The organism is Bacillus sp. M6-12, assembly GCF_002860285.1.
Taxonomy (GTDB): Bacteria; Bacillota; Bacilli; order Bacillales; family DSM-1321; genus Peribacillus.
The window spans coordinates 458,817-483,025 of sequence record NZ_PGVF01000001.1 but is presented as its reverse complement, the minus strand read 5'-3'; the positions used below and the strand labels follow the sequence as shown (position 1 = coordinate 483,025).

The window sequence follows — 24,209 nt, the reverse complement described above, 5'->3', positions numbered from 1 at the left end:
CTATGGAAAATATTCAGAAGGCATTAGAGCTATGGGTAGAATTGACAGGAATTGACCCTAATTCAAATAAATATCGAATGAGAGATTGGCATATTCAGAGTATTAATGAAGAGCTAAAAGAGTCATTGGTTTTAGACGAAAGTTTGTTCACCACTATTTTGTTGTTAGAGAGCTTTGCAACGGATTACCTTGAATCACGTAGTTTTTCTGTTAATGAAATGATTAAAGATTATGATTCGGTTCTTTCTTATTTAGAAAAAAGTAAGGATTTGTATTCGATTCTTCATTCAGAAGAAGTGACTGCTAAAAAAGAAGAGTTTAAAACATGGATGAAAGAAGCCTTGCAACATTATGGTGTAACAAATGAAAAAGTATATGAAATGGCTGAATCTTCAGAGGCGTTAGGTTTCCTACGCAGAGATGCCCTTCGTTCGATTGAGAATTTACAAATCCATCAATTCTCACAAGGAAAAACCAGTGAACAAGGAGCGAAGTATGTAACAAAAGTGCATGAGTTTTGGAATATAAACTCATTGGTTCGTTCTATGTATAGTGAAAATACGTTATCTGGTGTTTCATTGAATTTAATTCGTGACCCAATGGATACTTCCTCTTATTTTACTTTTGCGATTAAAAATGGTGAAACACTTTCTTTGCTAACCGATAAACCTAATTATTCTCACCCTTTACAAAAATATATGTCCAGAAGACCAGGAAGAGATATGTCAGAAAGAATGGCGAAACATCATTTTCCTTATGACTTGCTTGATATAGAGTTTGATAGAAGGGGAGATGCATATGTTAGCCCTAAAAACACAAAGGAATTAGTCATTTATCAAGATGAACTGCACCCTTTAAAAGAAATTAAGGAATTAGAGCCAGATGAAGTCATTTGGATAGTTATGATGTTCAGCCTGATTGATGAAAAGTTTTGGAAGAAAGATTTTAAAACAAAAGAACTGTCTTATACAGGGGAAATGACGAAAACACAAGGAGCGATTACAGGGGCAGGAAACACCGCTCTTGTGGTGCAAGATACAAGAACTGTTCAATTGCCTACTCTAACTACTAAAGACGTATCTACGGAAAATATGATAAGCGAGTGGGATTACAAACCAACTAAACAAAATCAATGGCTGGAAGAAAGATATGAAGGAAAAGTATCGGAAGAGGTATTAAATCTGACAGGAAACAATACCACTCTAAAACTATTAACCAGTTCGTCTGAATTAAAAGAAATGACGATTGCAGAGTATGAAAAATCAACTTCTTTTATGAATCGTGACAAACATGATGGCGTAAAACTTCAAAAGTTTGACCCAACGATTTTTGGCAATAAAGAAGAAATTGTTAAACATCAGCGTTGGGTTGCCCGATACAATAAAGCAGTAGTTATCAGCAACGAAGCAAAGAGTGAATACAACGAACGTGTAAAAGAAATTCAAAAAGATTATTTTAGTCGTATCAAAGCGAATGAGAAGGCTCTTTTTCATGCTATAGCACTTGGCGTATTTGAAGCTCCTGCTGTTGTATGGGGCGAAGGTTTTGGACATAAAGAAGAATATGAACAAAAGAACATTCTACACATAGGGTTAGAGAAAGACAGAAGTTACCATGATAGTTGGGGTTCTTTTAAACTTTCACAAGTCCCTGATTACAACCATCGTTGTTACGTTACAGGTGGAAAACCTATTATTGTTGCTTCCTTTAAGCCAACAACTGCAGAAGCATTAGCTCTTTTGTGTGGTTGCGAAGTGAAAGAATTGCCTGATATTCTCCAACATTGGAACAAAGCGGATTTGTATAGCGGAAATCAAATATTGAGTAATGTTGACCCTATGGAATGGGCTTTGGAAAATCCTTGGAAAAAGCAAAACTTTAATATCGATGTCTTTTTGAGTAAATCCGCTTACAATCAAATTAGAAAAGATGCAGGGCTTCCACCAAATAAAGTTTGGTTAGAATCAAAATAGCAAAATTACAAAAAGAGTAAGGAATACATTTCTTACTCTTTTCTTTTATCCTATTAAACTAATGAATAATTTTTGTGATTCACAATCGTTTGGTTCGTAGGGAGGTTGATTTTAAGTCTATCATTTTCGCTGATTTCAACCATAACGGAATTTTCATTTACTTTCACAACCGTTCCCTTTAGTAGAGTGTTTTCTCTTTTAAATCTAATTTGATTTCCAAGAACCGCTTTCTTCATTCTATCCCCCCAAATTTTTAACCAGTTATTTGTTATTAGTATATAAGAGAAAACGAAGCCATTCTACTATTATTTTGTATTGTTTTTTATTGCAATTATTGTTCTTGTCTATAATATAGAAATGTTGATAAAACAGGTAAAAGTATTTACTTTTAAAGGAGAGATGAAAGTGAAATCATTAGAGTGTTCATCCAAAGGAGATAAGAGATTTTCCGCTTTGTTTGCAAAGGTAGAAGTCTATGGGAAATTCGATAGTATTGAAAACCATTACCAATTGAGTAAACGTATGAAACTGGAAAATGGAGAACTATTTGTCCCGAAGGATTGGAAAGAATTAAAGGGTAAAAAAGTAGATTGCTTTGAAGTGAATGGAATTGTCTTTCCAGAAGAGTATCTAACTCAATACTACAAATTGCTTTGGGTAAAATACTTAGATGCAAATCCATCGTTAGTAGCCTTCGCTTCTGGATTTGATGAATTTACAGACATGTTTAAAGGAAATAACAGTGTAAATTGTCAAGCGGATGTCATTAAACAATACGTGAAAGAAGGTAGAGCTTCTATCATGAAAGAATGTCAGCCACTTATTCAGGTTTTAAAACGTGGTGGTTTTGTCATTCAAGTAACTGGTGATTTATTGAAATCAAAAGAACATATCATTGGACATCAAACAAACTGTTTGGGAATTATGGGCGGTGGTATTGCACGTTTGATAAAAGAACTTTATCCTGAAATCTTTAAACCTTATCAAGATTTGTGTTTTGCTCATAAGAAGAGTAGAAGTCTGTTAGGAGAGTGTCAATTAGTTCAAACGAATACAGAAGGTAAATATGTAGCCAATTTATTTGGTCAACATGAGATATCACGTACTAACCAAGAGACAGAATATGATGAACTCGAAAAAGCTCTTTTCAAGTTAAAAGAAGTCGCAAAAGAAAAGAAACTTTCAGTTGGTCTACCTTGGCAGTTAGGTTCTGGTTTGGGTGGTGGAGACTGGAATGAAGTGAAAAGTCGAATTGAAAAAGTCTTTATTGATTATCCAGCAACCATTTATAAACTACCAGGAGCTAAATAAGGGAGGAAAATGAATATGGGTGAATTTCAAATTGGCATGAAAGTGAAACCACTAACAGGTTTTTGGAAAGGCTTTGAAGGAATTATTATTGCTATTTATCCTAACAATGATTATCCAATTGAAGTTGAATTTGAAGAAAACGAAACCAATTGTTATTATGAAGAACAATTAGAAATCGTTGCATAAAAAGAGAAGGGTATTATACCCTTCTTTTTTTTTCACCATATATATAGTATAAACTCAAACTTCTTTCGACCATTGATTCGTTATGTTTATTAAATGGTTTCACTATCATATAAAAACGAAAAAATGAGGAGGAAGATGTATGTCTGAACAAAAGAAATTACGTGTAGAGTTGGATAAATCCCATGTTGGATACACCGTTGCAGAAAACATTTATAAAGAAAAAGAAATAAAACTACTTAGTGAGGGTATGGTTTTAACTGAACGATTTTATGAACTATTAAAGGTGCATGAAATCAAAAACATTTACGTATATGAAAAAACTGAAGAACCAGAACCAGAAGAAGTATAGAAAATAGAGAGGCTTAAATAGCCTCTTTTTTGTTATAAAAAAGACTACTTATTATGAAACCATTAACCCTTTTATATAATAAAAGGATTTTAATAGAAAGTAAGGAGGAAAATGTATGAAAAAGAAAAACAAGGTTTTATTGATTGTTTTGGCTGTTGTTTCAAGTGTGTTCTTGGGATTAACGGCATTTGGTAGCATCAAAGAAGGAAATGCTTTTGAATTTTTTGGGAAGCTGATACAAGGAGATGGCTACCGATATGATTTAGGGGTAACATATGCTGACTTCAAAAAAGAGTATAACCGTTCGCTTATTGACTTAGAACAAAAGTATGGTCTGAATAATGTGAAAAAGACAATGGATGAAGAAACTGGTTTGACAGCATACGAAGACACACATATCACTGTGTTAGTAGATAAGAAAGACAAGGTTATTGGTGTAGGAGTTTATGATGAAATTAAAAATGAAAAAGAACTACATCGTGTGATTGAAACGATTTTAGATGAATTAAAACCAAATGACAAAGAAATGGTTGTTAAAATGTTTTATGATTCCTTAGAATCAAAAGATACTGAAAAAATCATGGAACAAGATAAATATGGATACCGTTTTACTCATAATGAAGAATACACTGGTTTTGCCATTGGGAGTAAATAGAAAAAGTGATTTGACTTATTTTATATGAAAATTTTTTGTTTCTTTATTAATTATTTATTTTGTGATATAATACAAGTATTATCTTGTAAATTATTATTTACAAATGAAGAAATAAATCAAAAATGAATAAAAAGGAGAAAAAATGAATGAAAGTATTAGTCAAAAACTTTATAAATGGAATCTTAACAATTGTCCCTGTTATTCTTGTTGTATATGTCATTTATAAAGCCTTTATGTTCTTGGATGGACTTCTTGGGAATTTATTAAAGAATTATTTAGAAGATTCCTATGTACCAGGTATTGGATTATTGCTCACGTTGGTATTAATTACTCTGCTTGGATGGTTGTCAACGAAGTTTGTTACAGGTAAGCTCTATCGAATGATAGATAATTTATTAGAAAGAATCCCATTAGTAAAAACACTGTACTCTGTCACAAAGGATACAATCAATTCTTTCCTTGGAGATAAAAAGTCATTTTCAACAGTAGTGTTAATATCTCAACCAAATTCAAATATGAAGAGTATTGGATTCTTAACATCAGATAGTTTAGGAGATTTTTACAAGCCTCTAAGTGATTCTGTTGCTGTTTATATTCCACAAACATTTCAAGTTGCAGGGTTTACGGTACTTGTTCCAAAGTCAAGTTTAGAAATTATCGATGTTAAACCAGAAGATGCCATGAAATTTGTATTATCGGGTGGAATGGGTATGACAAGTAAATAATGAAATGGAAGATGGGAGTTAAAACCCATCTTTTTTATTTTGTTACTCTGTTATTTAATCCATTTTTTATATTGTAAATTATACATTACAAAATAACGAAAACATGATATAATAGTTGTTAGAAAAGAGAAGAAAAGGAGCTAAAAAATTCATGAACATTCAAGAAGAAATCCTAAAAAAGTATGAAGAGTTCGCTAACTTTTTACAAAGTATTCATATAGAAGAGTTAAAAAAACAGTTTACACGAAAAGAGCTAATGGAGTTTCAAACCAAACTTGATGAAATCAAAATCCCAAGTTTCTCTTATAAAATTAGCAAACTGATTGATGAAATGAAGAAGGAAGAATTCCCTCAACTATCAGGTGTTCATCATTTTCCTTCTCTTCAAGAAATTGATTTTATGTCAGAAAAGAAAAAGATTGAGTTGGATAAATTTCTGCTTATGATTCGTAATGGAGAATACGTTTTTAACCTCTTCCGATTTACTCAAGATACAAAGAAGCTAACAGACTTCTTGATTGAAAAAGGAATCGTAGAAAAGCGATACAGCTTGGTTTGTCCACATCATTACAATGAAAAAATGAAAGTAGGCTTATCATTAGAAGAATTAAATGTAATCAAAGAGGCTATTCAAACACAAGACCATGATTTCTTAGAAGGTTTTTATGATGACCTACATTTCTGTGATAGCTGTGATGACAGAGTGGAGTATCCTGAATGGAGAGACAATCTCGTTAAAGAGGATATTGTGAAGGTAAAAGACCGAGATACTTCTTTAGATAATGTTTAATATTTATAAAAAAAGGAGCTTATATGAAAACCTATATTATCACTGGAGACCCTTCCTGCTTTGGAGAGGGAGCAATTTATGTAAACTGTCCTGAATCATTTATTTCTTCCTTTTTAGAAGAGTGTGGATATGGATGTCAGGAATGCAGAAATTATCAAGAAGTTGAATCTATGAGTAGAGAACAGGTTCATTATTTTGTAACAGAACATGGAACAGTGTTTAATAAAGCGGATTATATGGTTCTTCATAAAGAGTTAAAAGGAGAGCAAGGGACATGAAATTCACCTATTTTAATGATACTGGCAGAATTGTAACCATTCATCCTGCAACTTTTTCACATGGTTGTACAGGAGAGGATAGCCCGATTAAACCTTTGGAAGAAAGAACTTTTATTCTTCCAGAAGGGGCAGTTCCTTGGGTAAAAATGTGGGATTATTCTTCGAGAGGGGGAGACCTTCAACTTTTAGTATCCCCTCAAGCAGAGAATGAAAAAACAAGAGAACAAATTGAATTTGAACGTGATAAAAATAGAGCCTATGAATTACTGAAACAGATTTATGAAAACAACTTTATTGTAACCAACCATTTAAAAGCAGAAGTTCATATGCTGTTAAAACCAAATGAAGAAGAGTAAAAGAGGAGAGCAAATAAGTTCTCCTTCTTTGTTTAAAGGAGGATTTTAAAGTGGCAAAAGCAAAAACACAATACAAATGTAATTCTTGTCAAACAACAAAATCAAAGTGGCAGGGACATTGTGATAATTGTGGAAAATGGAATACGTTTGAAGAAGTGGCGGTAGAATCTACTTCATCAAAATCGGCTTCTGCAGTTATGGGGAGCAGAAAAGGGATGACAAGCAGTAAAAAACCTGTGAAATTAAATACTGTACAAGTCGGTAAAAACAATCGAATTGTAACCAGTAACCCTGAATTAAATCGAGTATTAGGTGGTGGAATGGTAAGGGATAGCTTAAATGTTATTACTGCCCCACCAGGAGCAGGAAAATCAACTCTCTTGATGGCAATGTCCAATGACTTAGCGACACAAGGTTATACCGTTTTATACGCTTCGGGGGAAGAATCGGATACGCAAATCAAAGGAAGAGCTGATAGAGTTTGCAATGGAAACATATCGGACAACTTATATGTAGTATCAGAAACCTCTATGAACCGAATTGAACAATACATTGAGGAAATCAATCCAACCATTGTGATTGTTGATTCCATTCAAACGGTTTACCTTGAAGATATTGCTTCAAGACCTGGTACGCCTACTCAGGTCAATGAATGTACCTTTAAATTAATGGAAATCGGTAAAAATACAGCGAAACCAAGATGTATTTGGATTGTGGGGCAAATGACCAAAGAAGATGAATTAGCAGGGTCAAGAACCTTTGAGCACTCGGTAGATACGGTATTGGTTTTAGAAGGGGAACGAAATGAACCTCTAAGAACCTTAATCAGCCAAAAGAACCGATTTGGTGACACTTCCGAAGTAGGTCTGTTCTCTATGTCAGAAGAAGGCTTGATTCCTATTGTAAACCCTTCTGAATTTTTTATTACGCAACGTGATTATCCTGTAGCTGGTACTGCTTTGACCATGACAAAAGAAGGAACACGTAATATTGTAGTGGAAATTGAAAGTTTAGTGAGTAAATCGTACTATGGATTCCCTTCACGAATGGCAAATGGGATTAAAAAAGACTTGTTGCAAATCTTGGTTGAGATTTTAGAACAAAGAGGCGGTTTATCTTGTAATGATAAGAACGTCACTGTCATGGTAGCAGGGGGATTACGCCTTACTGAACCGTCTGTCAATCTTGGGATTATCATGTCCATTGTATCTTCGATTTACAATAAAGCACTTCCAGAAGGAACAGTATTTGTAGGGGAAGTGGGATTAACAGGGGAAATCAAAAAAGTTCCAAATATCGAAGGTCGAATCAAAGACGTTGACCGTATGGGCTTTAAAAAGATTTATATTCCGAAAGGGAGCCTGAAAAATAAAGTCGATACAGAAAATGTAGAAGTAGAAGAAGTTCGTTCTCTTCATGACACGATTACTGCTGTATATGGAGTAATTGAAAAGGGAAAAGGAAAGAAGAAAGAAACGGTGGAACAATAATTAACCATAATATCATTATGTAAACTATTTAGGTAATAGAAAGGAGGTAGTTAAGATTAATATAAACAAAGAAAGTATTGTGTATCCATTGCCACTGGAAGCGGATATTGAAAAGTTAGAAAAGGCTTTTCATGTGGTGTTTCCTGAAAAATATAAAGAGTTCTTAAAAACCTACAATAGCTGTAAATTATATGATGATGATATATTAACACATATAGATAATAAATATGCAATTGAAAGGTTTTTAGGTATTATCAAAGACTACAAAGAACACGATTATGGAGAATATGACATAGGTGTAAGTGAAACAAGTCTTTCGTTGCAAGAGAGGAATATATTTGACGAAGATATATATGGCTCAGAATTGATTCCTATTGCAAAATTAGCCTATGGCGACTATTTATGTTTGAACTATCATAAGGATAAAAAGAATCCATCTGTTGATTTTTTAGATTATGAAGAATCTTATACTTGTAATCCTGTTACAACAAAAATTTCAGACAGTTTTACTGATTTTGTAAAATTAATAGAGAATTAGGGATAATCATCTCTTTTTAAAATAAATTATGTAAAGAGACCATAGAAAATTCTATGGTCTTATTTTTTTTGAAGCATCACAATACCTTTTCCTGCACTACTTTGTCGGACTTGCTAACCCTGATAATGTATAGATACACTTCTTTTTATTTTTTATACTTAATTCATAGACAATAGTCAATGAACGAAAGTTGAAAAATGAAAGGAGCGAAATACAGTGTTATATAATTTTGATAAAAATACGTTAATTAACGGTGATAATATACATGGATTAAGTTTGATTGAAGGGTTGGTGACATATGATTTTATACTAATTGACCCCCCATATCGAACTGAAAACAAAACATTTATTTACAATGACAGATTACAAAAGTTACAGTGGATTAAACATATTAAAGAACGCATGGTAAAGGCACATGGTTTATTAAAAGAAGATGGAGCAATTGCTATTCATATAGACGATAAAGAATATGCTTCCTTGCGAATGATTATGGATGAAGTCTTTGGAGAGGAAAACTATGTAAATACCTTTATTTTGAAGAGAGCAACAAAAAACTTAAACAATCAATTTAGTAAAGTAGCTTCTCTGAATCGTGCTTTTGAATTTTTAGTGGTTTACAAGAAGAGCGACCAATTTTATTACAAGAACCCTTACAAAGATTCTTCTGATAAGAGAAAAGAGGGATACTGGACTTCCTTTAAGTCCAATGCAGATAGACCTACTATGAGATACCCGATTGATGGACTGATGATACACGAAGGACAATGGAAATGGTCAAAAGAACGTGGTCTTAGAGCCTTAGAAAACTATAAAGAGTATGAATCTCAACACGAAGAATTATACAGCTTAAAAGATTATTGGGAAGCATATAAACAGGTTTACCAATCTAAGACAGGGAATGAATTAGAGTTTGTGCGAAGACATAAAAACTCTGCACAATATTGGGTAACACCTTCTGATAGAGTATTGATGGATACAAATATGATGGAATATTATATCAATGATAATTCAGGAAAAAAGAAATACGGATTTGATACAGTAAAAAACTTAGATACGATTAAGAAGATTATTTCAATCTTTACAGAGAAAGATTCTAAGATTTTAGATTTTTACGCAGGAAGCGGAACAACAGGACATGCAGTAATGGAATTAAATGCGGAAGACAGTGGGAATCGTCAATTTACGTTAATGACAAACAATGAAAACCAAATTTGCTCCAATATTTGCAAACCACGATTAGATGAAGTAGCAAAAAAACACAATGAAACATTCCAATACATTGTGATTGGGTAGTGAAAAAGAATGAAGTATAAGAAAGTTTTAACCTTTGATATTAAAAGAACAAACCATGAAGAATTTAACAGTGGAAATTATTTCAATTATATAAATTGGGAACACCATGTAGATAAAGGGAAGTATCCTTGCTACAACAAATTGGAATCAGTGATTTATTTTGATTGTAAACCTGATAGCAAAATTCGTTTAACACGTAGTATGGCAAATGAAATGTTACTTGATGAAGAAGTTCAGACTTTTTTATATCAAGAAATCTACGATTTTTTAAAAAAGGAAAAGAACGATAAGCCTTTAGGATTTGCTTATCCGTATCCAAATCATGAACAGGTAGAGCTAACCATTGAAAATTCAGTTGATGGCAATATGATACGATTTCATATTCACGCCAAACACTTTAATAATAGAGAAGAATTAATAGACGCTTATATTCAAAAGGTAAAAGAAAAAGGAATCATTCTTTCATAATAAAAAGGGGCTAAGTCTAAATAGGATTTAGCTCCTTTCTTTTTTCACTATAAGAAAAGAGAAGGAAATCAGAAAGAGGAGGATAGATAAATGTTAGACAAAAATAAAACCTATAAAGATGAAGAAGGGAACGATGTAATACTGATTGCTTCCTTTTCTAAAGAAGAAATAGAAAAACAAAACGGAAAACACAGAGAAAGAATAAAAAAAAGCATTGAATCTGCACAAAGAGTTTTAGATACCTTGAATCAAATAGAGATAGAAAGACAACGACATTGGCTGGAAGAAGAAAATAAATATAGAAACAGGAAAAACGAAAGGAACGATGGTTAAATCCTTTGATTTTGTCCTTTTTATATCTACAGATTTTATATAAGAATTTCTACGATTTTCTATTTTAGATATTTAATGGTTGAAATGAATAATATGCAAAAAATATAAAAAAAGAAAGGTGGTACAACAGTTGAAAATTGCTAATTATATATTTCAAGAAGTGAAATATTTCAATAAACCACTCCAAGTTAATTTTGTTTATGAAGTGATACGCCCCGAAGAAAATTCTAATGAAATTCATGTTACCTCTTACTCCAAGGAAATGAGAGTCAAAGAGAAAACATTTAAATTTATAACGGAAAAAACAGATGAAGAGATTAAAAGTTATTTTGATAACAAATTTAAAGAATATGAAGAAAAATTATCAAAGCAAAACTTTATAGGCTCTGGTAAAACCCTTGCAAAGTTTGGAAGAGAATTTCAACTATTTTTCAAATAAAGCAAATATCTATGAAACTATGACAAAAGAAAGAGGGGATAAAAATATGTTGAAAAAATATGTGTTTACAATGAAGCGAAATAACCAAATTATATCAGAAGATACCTTTGAAATTATTCGTTCTAAGAAAAATCGAAATAAAATCCATGTAATTGAAAAAACTACTTCCATGTCAGGTGGGAGAAAAGAAATGATTTACCAAACAGATAAGAGTGATAAAGAAATCATTGACCACTTTAATCAAAAGTACAGCGAATATGACAAGAAAATGAAGGAAACAAAATCATTTTTTAAACAAAATGCACTTCCAAAAAAATTCGATTATGAGTTTGATTTGTACTTTGGAAAACCAATAGGAGAAGATATTCACTTCGCTGGAAAGAAACGTAATAATGCAAGAGACTCTGAAGAACAATTAAGTGACAACCACTATACACCAATCCCTAAACGAAGTCCTTTTTCTAAAAGTTTATCATCATCAATAGGCTTTACTATGATGCTCTATATACTGCACTTCTTTAATGTGGAATTTGTCGAGAAGGTTTATGAACCCTTACTCTATGGATTTGTCTATTTTGTAGGAATGTTTATTGGTAGATTAATTGGCTCATGGATTTTTGGAATCAAACAAGATAAAAAAACATCATAATTAGATTAATTACCTTAACCATTGTTAAGGTTTTCTTTTTGTCCTTTCATTCTATTTTTGTATTCGATAAATTCCGTTCATAGTCCATATAATATAGAAGTTTATATAAATTGGAGTTTCTTTTGAAACAGTATTAAAGGGGGATGACAATGAAAAAATGTCATAAATGTAATGGAAGGGGTTTTCTTCTTGAAAGATTAACAACCATAAAGACTTCTGGAAAATTAGGATTTGGTCTTTATGAAAATGGTATAAAAGTACCTTGTACTAAGTGTTTTGGAAAAGGTCACAAGTAAATCTTTAAAAGAGACAGGGAGAGAACATATTATGGCAAAAGTACATCTTGAAGAAGGACAAATTGTTTATGTAACAGAAACAGGTTTTTACGAATCAAAGCCGAACCTTACAGAATATAGAGTAACAAGAGTAAATGGTTCAAGTTTCTATGCTTATCGAGCAGATTTAGAATCTAAACATGAATCACGATTTGACAGAAAAACAATGATTTGCAAAACAGGATATGGTTATACAAAGACAGCTTTCTTAACTGCACAAGAGTATTGGGATTTAGTAGCTTTAAGAAATGAAGCAAAAGAATTACGAGCAAATATTCAAGAAGCAGTAAAGATTATGGATTTGAAAACCTTGCGAAAAATCAATGAATTAATTGAAACATCAGCTTAAGCCTCAACCTTTGTTGAGGTTTTTTCTTTTGTAACTTTTATCTTACATTTAATTTTTCCAGAATAGAATAATGGGTTTTATTTTCTTAAAAATCGTCAATTATAATTTACTTTAGTCAATAAATATGATAAATTGAATATAGTATAAAACTTTTGAATAAAGGGTGATAAATGTGGCAGTCGTAAAAGTTTCTCAACAACCATTAATGAAATATGGAGAAGAATGGGTAGGAATTGTTCCGAAACCAGAAAAATACCAACGAAGAATACAAGTCATTGTTTCAGATGAAGCAGTGAAAAATAAAGAGGTACAACCAGTATTAGATGCCTATGCTGTTGCAGTTAAAAAGCCTGAATGGGTTGGAAAAGATTTAGACTGGTACAAAGAAGAAGAACAATTGCAATTAGGCTTTCATATTGTTTCTTTTGACGATGGAACACCTGTTGGTATAGAGGATAAATAAATGAAAAAGAGCGGGATTTTATTTCTTTTTATCGTAGTGTTGCTTACTGGTTGCGGTTTTCAGGATACAGAGAAAATTGCACCAGCAAAAGAACCTGTTGAAGCTGTTCAGACTTTAACAAAAGAACAACAAGAGGAACAAGAAAAGCGTTGGCAAGAAGAACAAGAAATGCAACAAAAAATGAATCAAGATGCAGTTAATACAATGACTATGATGATTCCAGCGATTATGTAAATAAAGCATATACAGACTTAGTGACAACGACAATAGTATAAAAGAAAGGTGTTGCAAGTGGAGAGGGAACTTATTCAGTATCATATTGTAAACATGGATTTAATCAAAGAACACCAAGTTCCAGCCAGTAAAATAGGGGTTCAAATCGCTCATGGAGCAACCATTATAGCGGTAGAGTTCGGGCATACACCTGTTTTTATAGAGTGGTATGGAGAAAAGGGAAATAAACAAAAAAAGATTGTTCTTCGTGGGAAAGAAAAAGAATTGAAAAAGTTAATCGAATTAGGAGCTTTCCCTGTCATAGACAATGGACATAATTACGTTCCACCAGGTTCAATGACAGAAGTTGTTTTTCCTCCTATGCTTCGAGAAGAAGCACCAAAGTTAATTAAGAGGTTGCAAGTCTATACAGGAATAGAGAATCTATCTCACACTTAATTATGTTGCTAACCAATCTCTATTTACGAAAAAAGAAGGGTGAACGATTGTGGAATATGATTTAAAAATCAGACAATCCTATCATGGTACTGGTGGCAAAGAAGGATATAAATTCAAACTATATAACAATAACGGTAAGAAATTAGGAGAACTAAAAGATGTTCCTTCTAAATGCAATGTAGGAAATACGGTTGTTATTAATGGAGAACTTTATATCATTAGTCATATATACGACTCTCCAAATCCACGACATGAACGAAGCGAAGTCATGTTTTATGAATTGAAGAAATATCAATATAAACCAGACTTTGAATTAGGAGATGTCATTTAATAAATGATACAAAATGCACCTTTTTTTATTTTAAAGGTGTGTTTTTTGTGTAAAAAATAATTTACAAATTACTATATAAATGATATAATGGATATATGAAAAGCGGTTAATCAAGTACATAAAAAGAGGGGTCTATCATGAAAATTACATACAAACAATTTCAAGATTGCGTAAAAGAGCTTCGACTTATGTTTTCAAGTCATCAAAATAGAGGCAGTGTAGAAGTAACGGAAATACAGGAAACAAAAAAAGCATTGGTGACGATTACCACAAAAGACATGCTATTGGAAACACATAAGGAAGCAAAGTATTTTCATGGAGCTATCTTAAAATGTGATAATTACAGCTTGAAAGCAGAAGAAGGAAACTTGGTAATTGTGTTCGGATTTGTTTGGGCATAATCGAAAAAAGGAGGAAAGGCAATGCGTATGCGATTTCAAAAAGAAGTATGGGGTTACTTTATTCGTTTTGTTGATGAAAAACGTGTAGTGGAATATAAAAAGCAAAAGGGTAGAGATAACGTACTTGCCTTTTACGATATGCCTGACGATAAATTTTATCGAATGTTAAATACTCTTTGTTGGATTCAAAAATTTCAAAGCTACACAACTCGTTTTAGTTTTGATATAAATTTAGAAAAACCAACAAATGAAGATATTTTAGAAGTAATGAATCATATAGAAGAAGATGCAACTGGTTTATTGGCTTATGCTAAACAATATGTAGACAAAGAAATGCGTAATTCCCTAAGAAAAAAAGCACGAAGGGAATTAGATTGTGTAGCGTATTATCGTCAATTAATAAATGAAGATTATTTTAAAGATAAAGAGTTACGTGATTGGACACCCATTGACATTGAAAATGAAGAACCTTTAGAAATACCAAAATGATAGAAATAGGAGTGAAAACAGCATGAGAACAGGAATTGTCATGTTATCAGATATTGCAAAGAATGGAATGAATTTATCAGCAAAAGATATGCTGGACTATAAAGAAAAGCAAGAAAAAACGAACAACCAAAAGAAGAAATAAAAAGATAAGGGGGAGAAATCCCCTTTATTTCATGGAGAGGAGATGGGATTTATGCCACATATGAAGTATTTTCAAGCAATAGCCGATATTGAACGTCATTATGAAGATATTCTTTACAACATTGATAACCCAAGTCCCATTTCTGGACATTTACTTTTAGAAACTTGGGATATTGACCCAAAAGATAAAGAACTACTAACAGAGGAAAAAGAAGTATTACGATATTTAATTGGTTGCCAATTAAGCATTGTTCGTGATACTAACGCTAAGAAGCCATCTCTTGATGTCGTAAAGCGTTGCTTTGAACGCCAACTACATTTCTTAGAAAAAATCCATAAATGCCATGCGTATAACGTAAATAAATTATCATATGCTCATGCTAAATTGATACAAAAACAATACAAAGCGTGTCGTCACTATTTGTTTAAATTTTCTTTACCAGCTTGGTATGAAAAGATGCCAAATGAGATTTTGACGTTTGAAAACAAACATCCTGATTTTTATAAAAAAATGCAAGAACGGAGGCAAGAACGATGAATATTACTTTTGTAAAAGATGGAAATGCAGAAGACTTCTTTAAAAGTATTGCAAGAGGAATGATTGCACAAGACACTGGTGGATATTATTATCGCTTGGATACAGGAAAGTTGGTAGAAAGCCAAGACTTGAAAAACTGGTCAGAAACCAATGAATTTGAATTTGGAACAATTAATGCAACATGGAAGATTTACAAAGTGGAAAAGGAAGCAAAAGAGCAAAAAGAAAGTCTTCGTGAACATGTATTAAAATTAGCCAATAGCTCTGTCATAAAAAGTTTCTATTCTACTGGCGTGGCAAAGCGATTAAATGTGCCTTTAGCTGAAGTAGAAAAAGAATTAAACATAATGGTTCAAGAAGGGATAATTCAAAAGAAGTTTGAATTACTATGCTCGAATGACAACTGTCTTCGTGTATTAGACACAAAATCCGATAAAAGTGAATTCAAGAATGAATATGAGTGTTCTTTCTGTGGAGAAGAAGAAATTGAAGCAGATTATATTAAAGAGACTTATACAGGAATCAATAAATAGGAGGAAGTAGAAACGTATGTTGGATAAAAAGACATTATTGCTACGAAAAGCAGAATTGGAAAAGGAATTGCAAGAAGTAGAACATAATCTATGGCTTTTAAACAATTTAGAAAAGCCTTTTGTTGCGAATGTATCTGCTTATAGTGGTCATTACTCTTCGCAGTTTAAAACAGAACAACAAGCACGTAAGAAACTAAAGGAATATGCAAGTAAAAAGTATTTTAAAAATGGATTAAATCATGGTGTGTATCTATATAAGTGGAATGAAGACGGAACAAAAGAACTATTAGAGGTTATTCCATTAGGTAGAAAGGATTTTACACCTAATCTTTAAATGTGGAGAAAGGGGAGAAAAAATTGAAAGTTTTTTTAGGCGGTACAACATCAGATAGTAAATGGAGAGAGAAATTGATTCCTTTGCTGAAAATAGACCATTTTAATCCAGTTGTAAAAAAATGGACTAAAGAAGCTAAGATAGAAGAAGAAAAACAAAAAGAAATATCCGATTATCGCCTATATGTCATAACAAGAACTTATAGTATGTACAGCATAGCGGAAGTCGTTGATGACAGCAATAAATTTCCAGAAAAGGCGATTTTATGTGTGATAAATGAACAATTATCAAATGGAAAAATGGCTTTCACAAAATCAAATCTCAATCGCTTAGAAGCAGTTGGCAATATTGTAAAAAGTAATGGTGGGAAATATTTCACATCCATAGAGGATGTAGCAAATCACTTAAACCAATCAGCTTAATAAAACGCAGGAGTTTCCTGTGTTTTTTGTTTCTTTTCTACTTGCATATGATAAAGAAATGCACAAAAAAGGAAATAGATTATTACTTATTAAAGGAGAGAATAAGGATGGATAAAAAACAACGTAATAAAGCGAAAAGAGCATTGAAAAAGGAAATTAATCGTTTAATTGGTCAAGATGTATGTGGTAGTGCTGTTTTTAAATCTGAAAGTCAATCCTGGGAAGTTTGGATGTCAGTAGATTTTGATATTCCTGTTGGATTAGACGTAGTAAAGGAAGGCATGGATATAGATATTCGACAACAAGAAGTGCTTTCACACATGAAAGAACAAGAGCAACGGATTGTGTCTCTCATGAAAGAACAGTTTTCAGCAATCTATAAACCCGAAAAGCCATTTGACTTTAATTACACTATTCCATTCCCACCAATGTTTAGTACCAAACGTGATAATGGTGTACTTAGATTGAAAACAAAAGAGGAACAAGAAAAAGCTAAGGTAGAATTCCCTTCGTTAGTAGATATGATTGAAACTGACGAAAAGCTCTTAGAAGCTGGTTTTCATGAGTTTAAAGGGGAAGAGGCTAATCCTGATTTAGAAGGCTTTGTATTAGTCAAATATGCTGGTTTACGTGCCAGATATACATTTATTCTTCCACATCAAGAAAAGGCAGAGGCGGTCTAATACAGACTGTCTTTTTCTATCTTTAATTGGAAAGTGGAGTTTCATTCAAAACTCTATTACAGATAATGAACCATATAGGAATTAATAAAAATCGAAATGAGGAAAGATAATGGCACTTTGGGTATCTGTTCAACGTATTAAACGAGAACCATTTTTAACAATTTCGGACTTTCATGTTGCGAATTATCATGAAATTAAAGAGAATTTCATCTTTGAATACAAAGGAATTGACGAGTTATCCGATTATCCTTCCATGTCAGAAGTGCGAAGATACATTGAACGTAAGGAAAACGAAAGTAAAGAAGAGTATTATGATAGAGCCATTCAAGAATTGCCTAAGTTGAAAGAAATGTATTCACGTTATTGTGATATTTTAAATATTTCAACGAAAGAGCAAGAATATCTGGAGGACTATCAACAATATGAAGAATTATTCTTCTGGAAAAGATGTTATGACCTTGCGAAACAATTGAAAGATGTGTTCAAGGATGAATTTGTTCAGTCTGATGACTACCCAATTTTATTAGATAAAGAAAAAATGGAAGAGTTTAATAGATTAACAGAACAGACTATTTGTTTTGATTCAGGATATATTTACAAACTTTCTGTAGGGTAAATCTATATTAACGGAGGGACATTTATGGAGTTATATTGCGAAAAAAACAGGAAATCAGGAGAATATCGAAACTTCTACAAAAATAAAGTGGCTGTTTCTATGTGTGGAGCAGAACGTGAAGATATTGTAAAAGTAAAGATTCAGGAAATTGAAACAGAAAATCCTACTCATTGGGGATATTTCGATATAGAGGATAAGGTCTATCATTTTATTTTTAAAACGAAGACAGCAGTTCAAATGTGTTCACCAGACTTTTTCAAAAGAGATATTGCAGAAGGAAAAGGGAGAATCGTAAAAATTCAGGTAGAAGAACTAATATAAGCCAAAACAAGAAGCAGGGGAAATCCTCTGCTTCTTTTATTCGTTAGTAGGATAAGGATAAATAACGTGGTCTTTTACTTGTTTTGTAGGGAATTTATAATACTCATAGAGTTTTCCTTCTTCTTTATTTAAATAAATAGCAAAAACCTGTTCAACTACTTCTTTATCGGTTAAACGAATCACTATCATATCGCCTCTTTGTTGTTTATATATCCCCTCAATATCTACTTCATCTTCAAATGCAGTTTCAAATACATATCCTTTTACCAATGCACCTGTTGAATAATCAAGATTTATACGCGGAACAGGTGTTCTAAGAGAATATCCACCTTCACCAGTAAACATAAAAGATGTTTCTTTATAACTTTCACCCATTAATCGAATAACTTCTTCTTTTTTCATTCCAATTTCTATCTTTTTTAGTGCTTTTATTAATGGAAGTTTTTCTTCTTTTTGATGAGTTTCTTTTGTTTTAGGATTTTCAATTGATAATTGAACTGGTTTTTCAGTTGGTGTTTTACTTTCTATACTTACCGTCTCTGCAGAACAAGCAGAAAGTAACAATAAGAGTGTGGAACAGGCAATTACTTTTGTTTTCATCAAATATAGATAATCTCCTTTCATAATGGATTTCTTTATATAGTAATTCAAAAAACCAGCATTCATTCCTGCATAATTAACTTTTAAAATTGTAAAAAATAATTTACAAAAACGTAAATAAATGCTATAATTATTATATAAACAGGGAGAGAAAATAAAGGAAAGAAGGGTTTTTGTATGAGCTATACGATTGAATATAACAAGCAAGTTTTTTACATAGAAGAAGGAAATGAAAAGCTCTATTTCTTATTTATTCGTCAGGGAGATAACAATGTAAGAGAAGCGGATACAAACCTTCGTTCAAAAGATTGGTATTTAGTTGAAAAAGGAACAGAAAAAGACCTTTGGAAATATATCGGAAAAAGAATGGGGTCAGTTGTAGGTGGAGGTATCCAAAAATCAAAGGGTTGGGAAGAAACGGAATACTTTACACCTGAAGATTATATTAAGCAATACCGTAGCAAAATCAAAAATGCAAAGCCACTGGATACAATGCTTGATAGTTTTACAATGGAAGCATACATTTATCTTCGAGATGAATTTACAAACGACAAAGATAAGAAAGTAGAAGCCACTTTACGTAAATTCATTCAGGCTTATGAAATGAGTTCTTACGGAACGTATTATTACGATAAAACAAAGATTGGATATAGTGTATCTATTAAAGATACAGAGACACTGAAAGACTTCCTAATGAATATGCCAAAAGGATGGCAAGAAGATTATCAATCAGGATTTAAGATTGAAAAACATACTACACGAAGAAGCAGAAGATGGTGGTAAAAGGGGAAGGGTACGCCTTCTCCACCACACAATTCACTAAAGGGAGAGATAAGTATGAATCCAGTAATAGAATTAGAACGGTTGGTTTATTTCTTTAAGAATAAAGAAGACAGAGACGAAAACAAGTTGTTTTTAGTACAAGAAAAAAAAGAAGGGAAAGTTTGTTGGATTCCACTTACAAAAGGTTGGGATTATCAATTGTGGTATCACATTGGAGAACGTGGTGGATTAGCAGAAGCCGAAGAGCTTTTCTTACATGAGAATGGAGAAGCGAAAAAGGTGACAATTGAGGAATATGTGAAATCATGTCGGGAAACATTGAATAAAGCTATTCCTGCTGAAACCATTTTTAATCGTTTTGATATTCAGGTTACTGCTTCGAGAAAGAAAGACCTAAAAAGAGACTATATCATTCAAACAATCGAAAAAGAATATGGCTTAGAAAAGGTAAAAGAAGACGAAGAGCGGATTTATTATGAAAAGACGATTACAACTTCAGAAGAGTTAGAAAAAATCACTATCAATTGGATAGATAAAGAACATGAAGTTTATATGAGCATTACGGAAAAGCAATAAGGAGGAATTAGAATGGATTGGAGTAAAGTAAAAAATATTCAAGAATCGCTAAATCGTTTAAAAGAATCAAATGTTACGGAAGATTCAACCGTCACAATGCTTTTAGATAAGAAAGAAGTTCATTTCCTTTCTATGGGAACATACGGAAATGGAGATGTGGTCATTCATTTAGACCAGGATGAACAGGAGAATCCTTACCTTCAAGCATTAAGAGAAATTGACACACATATACGGTCAACTAAAGACCCACTGCCTTATATTATCGAAACCTTAAAAAAGACATTGCCTGAACACAAAGAATAAGGATAAAGAAACAAAAATAGAAAAAAGGAATGAATTAGGTGAAGAGTTGGAGTTTACTCCTTCTCTTTTTTGTTTGATTCAAAACAGCATTTGATATAGGAAGAAAAAAAGAGAAATTTTTATGAAAAAACCTTAGAAAAACTCATTGACTTTAGTCTATACACTCGATATAATTGACTATGTAATAACATACAATATAAATTGCAAGACAAAATTGGTCTTAGCATACATTACTTAATTAGGAGGTTTTACATTTATGGGAATTGAATTAGGCGGTACACAGCAACCAGCAACACAATTGGGTGGAGGTATTCAACTTGGTAGACAACCACAAGCTCCTGCACCAACACCAGCACCAGCAGTAGGGGGAGGTCTTTCTCTACAAAAAGGAGCTAAAATGGATTTAACGAAAGGAAATCCTGGTCTTGATAATATTCTTGTCGCACTTGGTTGGGATGTAAATGCTTCTGGTGGTCAACAATTTGACCTTGACGTTGAAGTATTCCAGCTTGGAGCAGACGGACAGGTTATCAATAAAACGCTTGAAAATGTAATTTTCTACAATAACCCAATTTCTAAAGATGGGGCTATTAAGCACAATGGAGATAACCGAACTGGTCAAGGCGAAGGTGACGATGAAACTATTTCTATTAAATTGTCTCAACTATCACCAGAAGTTCAAAAACTTGTGTTTGCAGTTTCGATTGACCAAGCGTTCGCAAGACAACAAAACTTCGGTCAAGTAAACAATGCTTATATCCGTATTGTGAACGAAGCAACTGGTCAAGAACTTTACCGTTATGACCTAACAGAAGATTATTCTACTTCTATTTCCGTAGAAGCAGGGGAAGTATATCGTCACAGTGGCGAATTTAAATTTGGAGCAACTGGTAACGGTTCTACAAGTGACCTTGCTGGTCTATGCGGAAAATTTGGAATCAATCTTTAATATTCCAATATTGACTATAAACAAAAAATAAAATAAATTGACTATAATTATCAAGAGGGTAAAAAAACCCTCTTGGTAGCTTATAAACAAGGAGGAACTCATACATGCTTGGATTTGAAAGACCACAAGAAACATTGTTGATGAAAAAAGACGAAAGATTACAGCTTACAAAGAAATTTAAAAACCTTGACGATATTCATGTCGGTTTAGGTTGGGATGTAAATACAAGCGGTAGACAAACTTTCGATTTGGATGTAATTGCTTTTATGTTGCAAGGCAACGGTAAAGTATCACGCCCAAAACATACTGTTTATTGGGGTAATCCACAAAGTCCAGAGGGAGCAGTCAGCATTTCTCCTGACAACTTAGATGGTGAAGGTGAAGGGGATGACGAATATCTAAAAATCAAACTCTCTCAAATTCCACAAGAAGTTGAAGAAGTAGCGATTGCAGTTTATATCTATGACGGTTATGCGAAACGTCAAAACTTTGGTCTTGTAAACAATTCCTTTATTCGTATTGAAGACGAACGAAACGGAAAAGAACTTGTTCGTTATAACTTGCAAGATGAATATTTCACTGATACAGCCATTGTATGTGCAAAATTCATCCGTACACAAGACGGTTGGGACTTCCAAACAATCGGACAAGGATACAAAGAAGAGCTTGAAGGTCTTTGCAGAATGTACGGTGCTGTTTAATTAGTACCGTAAACATTCCTTTCAATAAAAACAAAAACAAAACCACATTAAGAGGAGGAAAATATTAGTGCCATTTCAACTAAGTGTAGAAAGAGAACTATTTTTAAAAGCAGAAGGAAACGGAATTTTCTTCGCAAAGAAAGGCTCAATGGTTGCAGACCAAGCCTATCAAGGGAAGTTTAAATACTCCAAACGACTACTTGGAACAAACGGTGGAAATATCGTTGGTCAAGTAATGAATCAAATGTCACGTAAACTAACTGGCGAAAACATGGAAATCATGGAAGTAAAGGGTTCTGGTGTTGTGTACCTTGCTGAACAAGAAGCACACGTAACCATTATCAATTTAGAGCATGGTGGCGTATGGGAAAACATTAGCGTAGAAGCAGAAGACTTACTTGCTTTCACTGAAACGTGTAAATACGGTGTAACACCAGTTGGAGTAGGGGTACTTAGCCAAAAAGGTCTATTTACTTCTAAACTATCTTACAACGGACAAGGTGCTCAAGTTGCGATTAAAACAAAAGGGAATCCATTGGTGCTACAAGCTCCATGTCGTGTTGACCCTGATGCTATTGTTGCTTGGACAGGCAAAGCTCCAAAACCTGTATTAGATGTGAACTGGAAAACATTCATTGGTCAAACTTCTGGTGAATCTTATATGTTTGAATTCACTGAACCAGGTCAAATCGTAATCATTCAACCATACGAGCGTGAAGGCGGTATTCAAATCGGTATTGACAATGATGAAAGCAAAAACTACAGCCAAGATTCTTACGGACAAGCTCCACAACAAGGTCTGTTTGGAGACCGAGGAAATCAAGGTCAACATGGTGGTCAAGGACAATTTGGACAACCATCACATGGCGGTCAACAACAAGGTGGACTTGGCGGTATTCTTGGAAATATTCTTCGTTAATCTATCTATTATAGTTTTATAGTCTATAGGGGAGAGGAATCTCCCTTGTAGATTACATAAATAAGAGAGAGGAGGGAACGGATGAATAGTAAATATCGTGAATTTATGCAACGTCAACAAATGGGTAACAGGTCAGAAGGAACGGATTCAGGCGAGGAGTCTATGAGACAAATGTTTGGAGATTCGCCTGATAATCAGAAGTTTATACTCCAACAGCCAAAAAAGAAGAAAGATAGAAACGTAGAGGACATTCCCATTCCAGTCAAAGAAGGAATGATTAAAAAAGGTTATATTATTTTTGGTATTATCTTAATCATTGAATCTATTTTCCTTGCAGGATTATATGAGTTCATGAGCTTCATAGGTGGAGCAATTATGGCAGTATTATCATTCCTATTTGCATGGAAAGTTAAATATAGATATACAAAAGAAAGTAATTTTTACTTTTATAATTTAAGTGTCACCTTAAAAGGTGTTTTGAACCACTATCGAGCAACTGCTATTTTGTTTGAACAATCAGAGAAAATATTCATTTATAGTATTGCTCTAATGGCAATTCAGCATTTCTTACTATCATGGTTCTCTATCACCTCTGTCTTGTATTCAATCGGTTATTATGGAATGTTGTTAGGAATTGTTTTGAACCTTGCTAAAAAGAAGACGACACTTCTTTATAAAGGGTTATTCCTATACTCCATTTTCTTATTACTAATGACTGTACAGAATGCTTTTGGTGGATTCCATTATGTGAACTACCATACAGTTATTTCATTATTTATCTTCTGGTATTTAGCAGGGTTGTTCCAATCGTTAAAAATAGCAGAAGCTCACATAGATGAAAGAGACGAAGACCTTGAAATAGATATTGACGCACAAGATGAAGAAAATGATTCTTTAATTTAAAAAAAAACTATATG

At 32.9% G+C, this 24,209-nt stretch carries 40 protein-coding genes; 38 read left to right on the top strand and 2 right to left on the bottom strand.

What is annotated here, in order from left to right:
- Nucleotides 1-2 precede the first annotated feature (2 nt).
- Nucleotides 3-1,973, top strand: coding sequence for a hypothetical protein (locus tag CVD28_RS03530; RefSeq protein ID WP_101590978.1), 1,971 nt, complete (start codon nucleotides 3-5; stop codon nucleotides 1,971-1,973).
- Nucleotides 1,974-2,026: 53 nt separating this feature from the next.
- Here CVD28_RS03530 and CVD28_RS03525 read toward each other — a convergent pair whose 3' ends face one another.
- Nucleotides 2,027-2,209: a DUF2187 family protein gene (locus CVD28_RS03525; RefSeq protein WP_101590977.1), complete on the bottom strand. Its 183-nt coding sequence runs from the start codon at nucleotides 2,207-2,209 to the stop codon at nucleotides 2,027-2,029.
- A 169-nt stretch (nucleotides 2,210-2,378) separates the two neighbouring features.
- Here CVD28_RS03525 and CVD28_RS03520 point away from each other — a divergent pair, with 169 nt between their 5' ends.
- The 30 genes from CVD28_RS03520 to CVD28_RS03385 all read left to right on the top strand — a co-directional run bounded on the left by CVD28_RS03520 (nucleotide 2,379) and on the right by CVD28_RS03385 (nucleotide 18,461).
- A complete protein-coding gene (locus CVD28_RS03520; protein ID WP_180953897.1) occupies nucleotides 2,379-3,284 on the top strand; it encodes a DarT1-associated NADAR antitoxin family protein in 906 nt (301 codons plus the stop codon).
- A gap of 15 nt (nucleotides 3,285-3,299) precedes the next feature.
- Nucleotides 3,300-3,470, top strand: a complete 171-nt coding sequence (locus CVD28_RS27830; RefSeq protein ID WP_180953896.1) for a hypothetical protein — start codon at nucleotides 3,300-3,302, stop codon at nucleotides 3,468-3,470.
- Between the two features lie 139 nt (nucleotides 3,471-3,609).
- Entirely contained in the window at nucleotides 3,610-3,819 is a 210-nt protein-coding gene (locus CVD28_RS03515; protein WP_101590975.1) for a hypothetical protein, read from the top strand.
- Between the two features lie 115 nt (nucleotides 3,820-3,934).
- Nucleotides 3,935-4,474, top strand: a complete 540-nt coding sequence (locus tag CVD28_RS03510) for a hypothetical protein (RefSeq protein WP_101590974.1) — start codon at nucleotides 3,935-3,937, stop codon at nucleotides 4,472-4,474.
- Between the two features lie 146 nt (nucleotides 4,475-4,620).
- A complete protein-coding gene (locus tag CVD28_RS03505; protein WP_101590973.1) occupies nucleotides 4,621-5,199 on the top strand; it encodes a DUF502 domain-containing protein in 579 nt (192 codons plus the stop codon).
- A gap of 151 nt (nucleotides 5,200-5,350) precedes the next feature.
- Nucleotides 5,351-5,989: a hypothetical protein gene (locus CVD28_RS03500; protein WP_101590972.1), complete on the top strand. Its 639-nt coding sequence runs from the start codon at nucleotides 5,351-5,353 to the stop codon at nucleotides 5,987-5,989.
- Nucleotides 5,990-6,012: 23 nt separating this feature from the next.
- Nucleotides 6,013-6,267, top strand: a complete 255-nt coding sequence (locus CVD28_RS03495; RefSeq protein WP_101590971.1) for a hypothetical protein — start codon at nucleotides 6,013-6,015, stop codon at nucleotides 6,265-6,267.
- Nucleotides 6,264-6,623 (top strand): hypothetical protein, encoded by a 360-nt coding sequence (locus tag CVD28_RS27825; RefSeq protein ID WP_180953894.1) that lies wholly within the window; start codon nucleotides 6,264-6,266, stop codon nucleotides 6,621-6,623. Before CVD28_RS03495 ends, CVD28_RS27825 begins: the two co-directional genes overlap by 4 nt.
- A 50-nt stretch (nucleotides 6,624-6,673) precedes the next feature.
- Nucleotides 6,674-8,113, top strand: coding sequence for a DNA repair protein RadA (gene radA / locus CVD28_RS03485; protein WP_101590970.1), 1,440 nt, complete (start codon nucleotides 6,674-6,676; stop codon nucleotides 8,111-8,113).
- A 79-nt stretch (nucleotides 8,114-8,192) separates the two neighbouring features.
- On the top strand, nucleotides 8,193-8,651 hold the full coding sequence (locus tag CVD28_RS03480) for an SMI1/KNR4 family protein (protein WP_180953891.1): 459 nt from the start codon (nucleotides 8,193-8,195) through the stop codon (nucleotides 8,649-8,651).
- 216 nt (nucleotides 8,652-8,867) lie between these two features.
- Nucleotides 8,868-9,944 carry a site-specific DNA-methyltransferase gene (locus CVD28_RS03475; protein ID WP_101590968.1) on the top strand — a complete coding sequence of 359 codons (1,077 nt, stop codon included), beginning with the start codon at nucleotides 8,868-8,870 and terminating at the stop codon, nucleotides 9,942-9,944.
- A 9-nt stretch (nucleotides 9,945-9,953) separates the two neighbouring features.
- Nucleotides 9,954-10,412, top strand: coding sequence for a hypothetical protein (locus CVD28_RS03470; RefSeq protein WP_101590967.1), 459 nt, complete (start codon nucleotides 9,954-9,956; stop codon nucleotides 10,410-10,412).
- A 90-nt stretch (nucleotides 10,413-10,502) separates the two neighbouring features.
- Nucleotides 10,503-10,745: a hypothetical protein gene (locus CVD28_RS03465; RefSeq protein WP_101590966.1), complete on the top strand. Its 243-nt coding sequence runs from the start codon at nucleotides 10,503-10,505 to the stop codon at nucleotides 10,743-10,745.
- A gap of 130 nt (nucleotides 10,746-10,875) precedes the next feature.
- On the top strand, nucleotides 10,876-11,184 hold the full coding sequence (locus CVD28_RS03460) for a hypothetical protein (protein ID WP_101590965.1): 309 nt from the start codon (nucleotides 10,876-10,878) through the stop codon (nucleotides 11,182-11,184).
- A 46-nt stretch (nucleotides 11,185-11,230) separates the two neighbouring features.
- Nucleotides 11,231-11,833: a hypothetical protein gene (locus CVD28_RS03455; protein ID WP_101590964.1), complete on the top strand. Its 603-nt coding sequence runs from the start codon at nucleotides 11,231-11,233 to the stop codon at nucleotides 11,831-11,833.
- Nucleotides 11,834-11,982: 149 nt separating this feature from the next.
- On the top strand, nucleotides 11,983-12,129 hold the full coding sequence (locus tag CVD28_RS27820) for a hypothetical protein (RefSeq protein WP_180953945.1): 147 nt from the start codon (nucleotides 11,983-11,985) through the stop codon (nucleotides 12,127-12,129).
- A 31-nt stretch (nucleotides 12,130-12,160) separates the two neighbouring features.
- A complete protein-coding gene (locus CVD28_RS03450) occupies nucleotides 12,161-12,517 on the top strand; it encodes a beta barrel domain-containing protein (protein ID WP_101590963.1) in 357 nt (118 codons plus the stop codon).
- A 172-nt stretch (nucleotides 12,518-12,689) separates the two neighbouring features.
- Complete coding sequence (locus CVD28_RS03445) at nucleotides 12,690-12,980, top strand: hypothetical protein (RefSeq protein WP_101590962.1); 291 nt, start codon at nucleotides 12,690-12,692, stop codon at nucleotides 12,978-12,980.
- A complete protein-coding gene (locus CVD28_RS03440; protein WP_101590961.1) occupies nucleotides 12,981-13,214 on the top strand; it encodes a lipoprotein in 234 nt (77 codons plus the stop codon). It begins immediately after the preceding gene.
- Nucleotides 13,215-13,271: 57 nt separating this feature from the next.
- Entirely contained in the window at nucleotides 13,272-13,652 is a 381-nt protein-coding gene (locus CVD28_RS03435) for a peptidyl-tRNA hydrolase (protein WP_101590960.1), read from the top strand.
- Nucleotides 13,653-13,701: 49 nt separating this feature from the next.
- Nucleotides 13,702-13,983 (top strand): hypothetical protein, encoded by a 282-nt coding sequence (locus tag CVD28_RS03430; protein WP_101590959.1) that lies wholly within the window; start codon nucleotides 13,702-13,704, stop codon nucleotides 13,981-13,983.
- Nucleotides 13,984-14,120: 137 nt separating this feature from the next.
- Complete coding sequence (locus CVD28_RS03425; RefSeq protein WP_101590958.1) at nucleotides 14,121-14,384, top strand: hypothetical protein; 264 nt, start codon at nucleotides 14,121-14,123, stop codon at nucleotides 14,382-14,384.
- Between the two features lie 21 nt (nucleotides 14,385-14,405).
- Entirely contained in the window at nucleotides 14,406-14,873 is a 468-nt protein-coding gene (locus tag CVD28_RS03420; protein ID WP_101590957.1) for a hypothetical protein, read from the top strand.
- A 193-nt stretch (nucleotides 14,874-15,066) separates the two neighbouring features.
- Nucleotides 15,067-15,552 carry a hypothetical protein gene (locus CVD28_RS03415; RefSeq protein WP_101590956.1) on the top strand — a complete coding sequence of 162 codons (486 nt, stop codon included), beginning with the start codon at nucleotides 15,067-15,069 and terminating at the stop codon, nucleotides 15,550-15,552.
- Nucleotides 15,549-16,085, top strand: coding sequence for a hypothetical protein (locus CVD28_RS03410; RefSeq protein WP_101590955.1), 537 nt, complete (start codon nucleotides 15,549-15,551; stop codon nucleotides 16,083-16,085). The genes CVD28_RS03415 and CVD28_RS03410 overlap by 4 nt, the downstream gene beginning before the upstream one ends.
- Before the next feature lie 16 nt (nucleotides 16,086-16,101).
- The gene (locus tag CVD28_RS03405) at nucleotides 16,102-16,419 is read left to right on the top strand and encodes a hypothetical protein (RefSeq protein WP_101590954.1); all 318 of its coding nucleotides are present in this window, start codon (nucleotides 16,102-16,104) and stop codon (nucleotides 16,417-16,419) included.
- A 23-nt stretch (nucleotides 16,420-16,442) separates the two neighbouring features.
- On the top strand, nucleotides 16,443-16,841 hold the full coding sequence (locus tag CVD28_RS03400) for a nucleoside 2-deoxyribosyltransferase domain-containing protein (protein ID WP_101590953.1): 399 nt from the start codon (nucleotides 16,443-16,445) through the stop codon (nucleotides 16,839-16,841).
- A 107-nt stretch (nucleotides 16,842-16,948) separates the two neighbouring features.
- A complete protein-coding gene (locus CVD28_RS03395) occupies nucleotides 16,949-17,524 on the top strand; it encodes a hypothetical protein (RefSeq protein WP_101590952.1) in 576 nt (191 codons plus the stop codon).
- Between the two features lie 109 nt (nucleotides 17,525-17,633).
- The gene (locus CVD28_RS03390) at nucleotides 17,634-18,140 is read left to right on the top strand and encodes a hypothetical protein (protein WP_101590951.1); all 507 of its coding nucleotides are present in this window, start codon (nucleotides 17,634-17,636) and stop codon (nucleotides 18,138-18,140) included.
- Nucleotides 18,141-18,164: 24 nt separating this feature from the next.
- Nucleotides 18,165-18,461, top strand: a complete 297-nt coding sequence (locus tag CVD28_RS03385) for a hypothetical protein (RefSeq protein ID WP_101590950.1) — start codon at nucleotides 18,165-18,167, stop codon at nucleotides 18,459-18,461.
- 36 nt (nucleotides 18,462-18,497) lie between these two features.
- Here CVD28_RS03385 and CVD28_RS03380 read toward each other — a convergent pair whose 3' ends face one another.
- Nucleotides 18,498-19,064 (bottom strand): hypothetical protein, encoded by a 567-nt coding sequence (locus CVD28_RS03380; protein ID WP_101590949.1) that lies wholly within the window; start codon nucleotides 19,062-19,064, stop codon nucleotides 18,498-18,500.
- Nucleotides 19,065-19,238: 174 nt separating this feature from the next.
- Between CVD28_RS03380 and CVD28_RS03375 the strand changes: the two genes are divergently transcribed.
- The 7 genes from CVD28_RS03375 (at nucleotide 19,239) to CVD28_RS03345 (ending at nucleotide 24,195) form a co-directional block, all read left to right on the top strand.
- The gene (locus CVD28_RS03375) at nucleotides 19,239-19,844 is read left to right on the top strand and encodes a hypothetical protein (RefSeq protein WP_101590948.1); all 606 of its coding nucleotides are present in this window, start codon (nucleotides 19,239-19,241) and stop codon (nucleotides 19,842-19,844) included.
- A 54-nt stretch (nucleotides 19,845-19,898) separates the two neighbouring features.
- The gene (locus CVD28_RS03370; protein WP_101590947.1) at nucleotides 19,899-20,420 is read left to right on the top strand and encodes a hypothetical protein; all 522 of its coding nucleotides are present in this window, start codon (nucleotides 19,899-19,901) and stop codon (nucleotides 20,418-20,420) included.
- A 12-nt stretch (nucleotides 20,421-20,432) separates the two neighbouring features.
- Nucleotides 20,433-20,723 (top strand): hypothetical protein, encoded by a 291-nt coding sequence (locus CVD28_RS03365; RefSeq protein WP_101590946.1) that lies wholly within the window; start codon nucleotides 20,433-20,435, stop codon nucleotides 20,721-20,723.
- A gap of 256 nt (nucleotides 20,724-20,979) precedes the next feature.
- Nucleotides 20,980-21,672 (top strand): TerD family protein, encoded by a 693-nt coding sequence (locus CVD28_RS03360; protein ID WP_101590945.1) that lies wholly within the window; start codon nucleotides 20,980-20,982, stop codon nucleotides 21,670-21,672.
- Between the two features lie 104 nt (nucleotides 21,673-21,776).
- A complete protein-coding gene (locus tag CVD28_RS03355) occupies nucleotides 21,777-22,373 on the top strand; it encodes a TerD family protein (RefSeq protein WP_101590944.1) in 597 nt (198 codons plus the stop codon).
- 67 nt (nucleotides 22,374-22,440) lie between these two features.
- A complete protein-coding gene (locus CVD28_RS03350) occupies nucleotides 22,441-23,292 on the top strand; it encodes an AIM24 family protein (protein ID WP_257985732.1) in 852 nt (283 codons plus the stop codon).
- Between the two features lie 81 nt (nucleotides 23,293-23,373).
- Nucleotides 23,374-24,195 (top strand): hypothetical protein, encoded by an 822-nt coding sequence (locus tag CVD28_RS03345; protein WP_101590943.1) that lies wholly within the window; start codon nucleotides 23,374-23,376, stop codon nucleotides 24,193-24,195.
- Nucleotides 24,196-24,209 lie beyond the last annotated feature (14 nt).

What these genes read in the sequence shown, in the direction of transcription:
- CVD28_RS03530 (WP_101590978.1), top strand. Translation starts at nt 3, where the DNA reads ATGGAAAATATTCAGAAGGCATTAGAGCTATGGGTAGAATTGACAGGA.
- CVD28_RS03525 (WP_101590977.1), bottom strand. Translation starts at nt 2,209, where the DNA reads ATGAAGAAAGCGGTTCTTGGAAATCAAATTAGATTTAAAAGAGAAAAC.
- CVD28_RS27830 (WP_180953896.1), top strand. Translation starts at nt 3,300, where the DNA reads ATGGGTGAATTTCAAATTGGCATGAAAGTGAAACCACTAACAGGTTTT.
- CVD28_RS03515 (WP_101590975.1), top strand. Translation starts at nt 3,610, where the DNA reads ATGTCTGAACAAAAGAAATTACGTGTAGAGTTGGATAAATCCCATGTT.
- CVD28_RS03510 (WP_101590974.1), top strand. Translation starts at nt 3,935, where the DNA reads ATGAAAAAGAAAAACAAGGTTTTATTGATTGTTTTGGCTGTTGTTTCA.
- CVD28_RS03505 (WP_101590973.1), top strand. Translation starts at nt 4,621, where the DNA reads ATGAAAGTATTAGTCAAAAACTTTATAAATGGAATCTTAACAATTGTC.
- CVD28_RS03500 (WP_101590972.1), top strand. Translation starts at nt 5,351, where the DNA reads ATGAACATTCAAGAAGAAATCCTAAAAAAGTATGAAGAGTTCGCTAAC.
- CVD28_RS03495 (WP_101590971.1), top strand. Translation starts at nt 6,013, where the DNA reads ATGAAAACCTATATTATCACTGGAGACCCTTCCTGCTTTGGAGAGGGA.
- CVD28_RS27825 (WP_180953894.1), top strand. Translation starts at nt 6,264, where the DNA reads ATGAAATTCACCTATTTTAATGATACTGGCAGAATTGTAACCATTCAT.
- CVD28_RS03470 (WP_101590967.1), top strand. Translation starts at nt 9,954, where the DNA reads ATGAAGTATAAGAAAGTTTTAACCTTTGATATTAAAAGAACAAACCAT.
- CVD28_RS03465 (WP_101590966.1), top strand. Translation starts at nt 10,503, where the DNA reads ATGTTAGACAAAAATAAAACCTATAAAGATGAAGAAGGGAACGATGTA.
- CVD28_RS03455 (WP_101590964.1), top strand. Translation starts at nt 11,231, where the DNA reads ATGTTGAAAAAATATGTGTTTACAATGAAGCGAAATAACCAAATTATA.
- CVD28_RS27820 (WP_180953945.1), top strand. Translation starts at nt 11,983, where the DNA reads ATGAAAAAATGTCATAAATGTAATGGAAGGGGTTTTCTTCTTGAAAGA.
- CVD28_RS03450 (WP_101590963.1), top strand. Translation starts at nt 12,161, where the DNA reads ATGGCAAAAGTACATCTTGAAGAAGGACAAATTGTTTATGTAACAGAA.
- CVD28_RS03440 (WP_101590961.1), top strand. Translation starts at nt 12,981, where the DNA reads ATGAAAAAGAGCGGGATTTTATTTCTTTTTATCGTAGTGTTGCTTACT.
- CVD28_RS03425 (WP_101590958.1), top strand. Translation starts at nt 14,121, where the DNA reads ATGAAAATTACATACAAACAATTTCAAGATTGCGTAAAAGAGCTTCGA.
- CVD28_RS03420 (WP_101590957.1), top strand. Translation starts at nt 14,406, where the DNA reads ATGCGTATGCGATTTCAAAAAGAAGTATGGGGTTACTTTATTCGTTTT.
- CVD28_RS03415 (WP_101590956.1), top strand. Translation starts at nt 15,067, where the DNA reads ATGCCACATATGAAGTATTTTCAAGCAATAGCCGATATTGAACGTCAT.
- CVD28_RS03410 (WP_101590955.1), top strand. Translation starts at nt 15,549, where the DNA reads ATGAATATTACTTTTGTAAAAGATGGAAATGCAGAAGACTTCTTTAAA.
- CVD28_RS03405 (WP_101590954.1), top strand. Translation starts at nt 16,102, where the DNA reads ATGTTGGATAAAAAGACATTATTGCTACGAAAAGCAGAATTGGAAAAG.
- CVD28_RS03395 (WP_101590952.1), top strand. Translation starts at nt 16,949, where the DNA reads ATGGATAAAAAACAACGTAATAAAGCGAAAAGAGCATTGAAAAAGGAA.
- CVD28_RS03390 (WP_101590951.1), top strand. Translation starts at nt 17,634, where the DNA reads ATGGCACTTTGGGTATCTGTTCAACGTATTAAACGAGAACCATTTTTA.
- CVD28_RS03385 (WP_101590950.1), top strand. Translation starts at nt 18,165, where the DNA reads ATGGAGTTATATTGCGAAAAAAACAGGAAATCAGGAGAATATCGAAAC.
- CVD28_RS03375 (WP_101590948.1), top strand. Translation starts at nt 19,239, where the DNA reads ATGAGCTATACGATTGAATATAACAAGCAAGTTTTTTACATAGAAGAA.
- CVD28_RS03370 (WP_101590947.1), top strand. Translation starts at nt 19,899, where the DNA reads ATGAATCCAGTAATAGAATTAGAACGGTTGGTTTATTTCTTTAAGAAT.
- CVD28_RS03365 (WP_101590946.1), top strand. Translation starts at nt 20,433, where the DNA reads ATGGATTGGAGTAAAGTAAAAAATATTCAAGAATCGCTAAATCGTTTA.
- CVD28_RS03360 (WP_101590945.1), top strand. Translation starts at nt 20,980, where the DNA reads ATGGGAATTGAATTAGGCGGTACACAGCAACCAGCAACACAATTGGGT.
- CVD28_RS03355 (WP_101590944.1), top strand. Translation starts at nt 21,777, where the DNA reads ATGCTTGGATTTGAAAGACCACAAGAAACATTGTTGATGAAAAAAGAC.
- CVD28_RS03345 (WP_101590943.1), top strand. Translation starts at nt 23,374, where the DNA reads ATGAATAGTAAATATCGTGAATTTATGCAACGTCAACAAATGGGTAAC.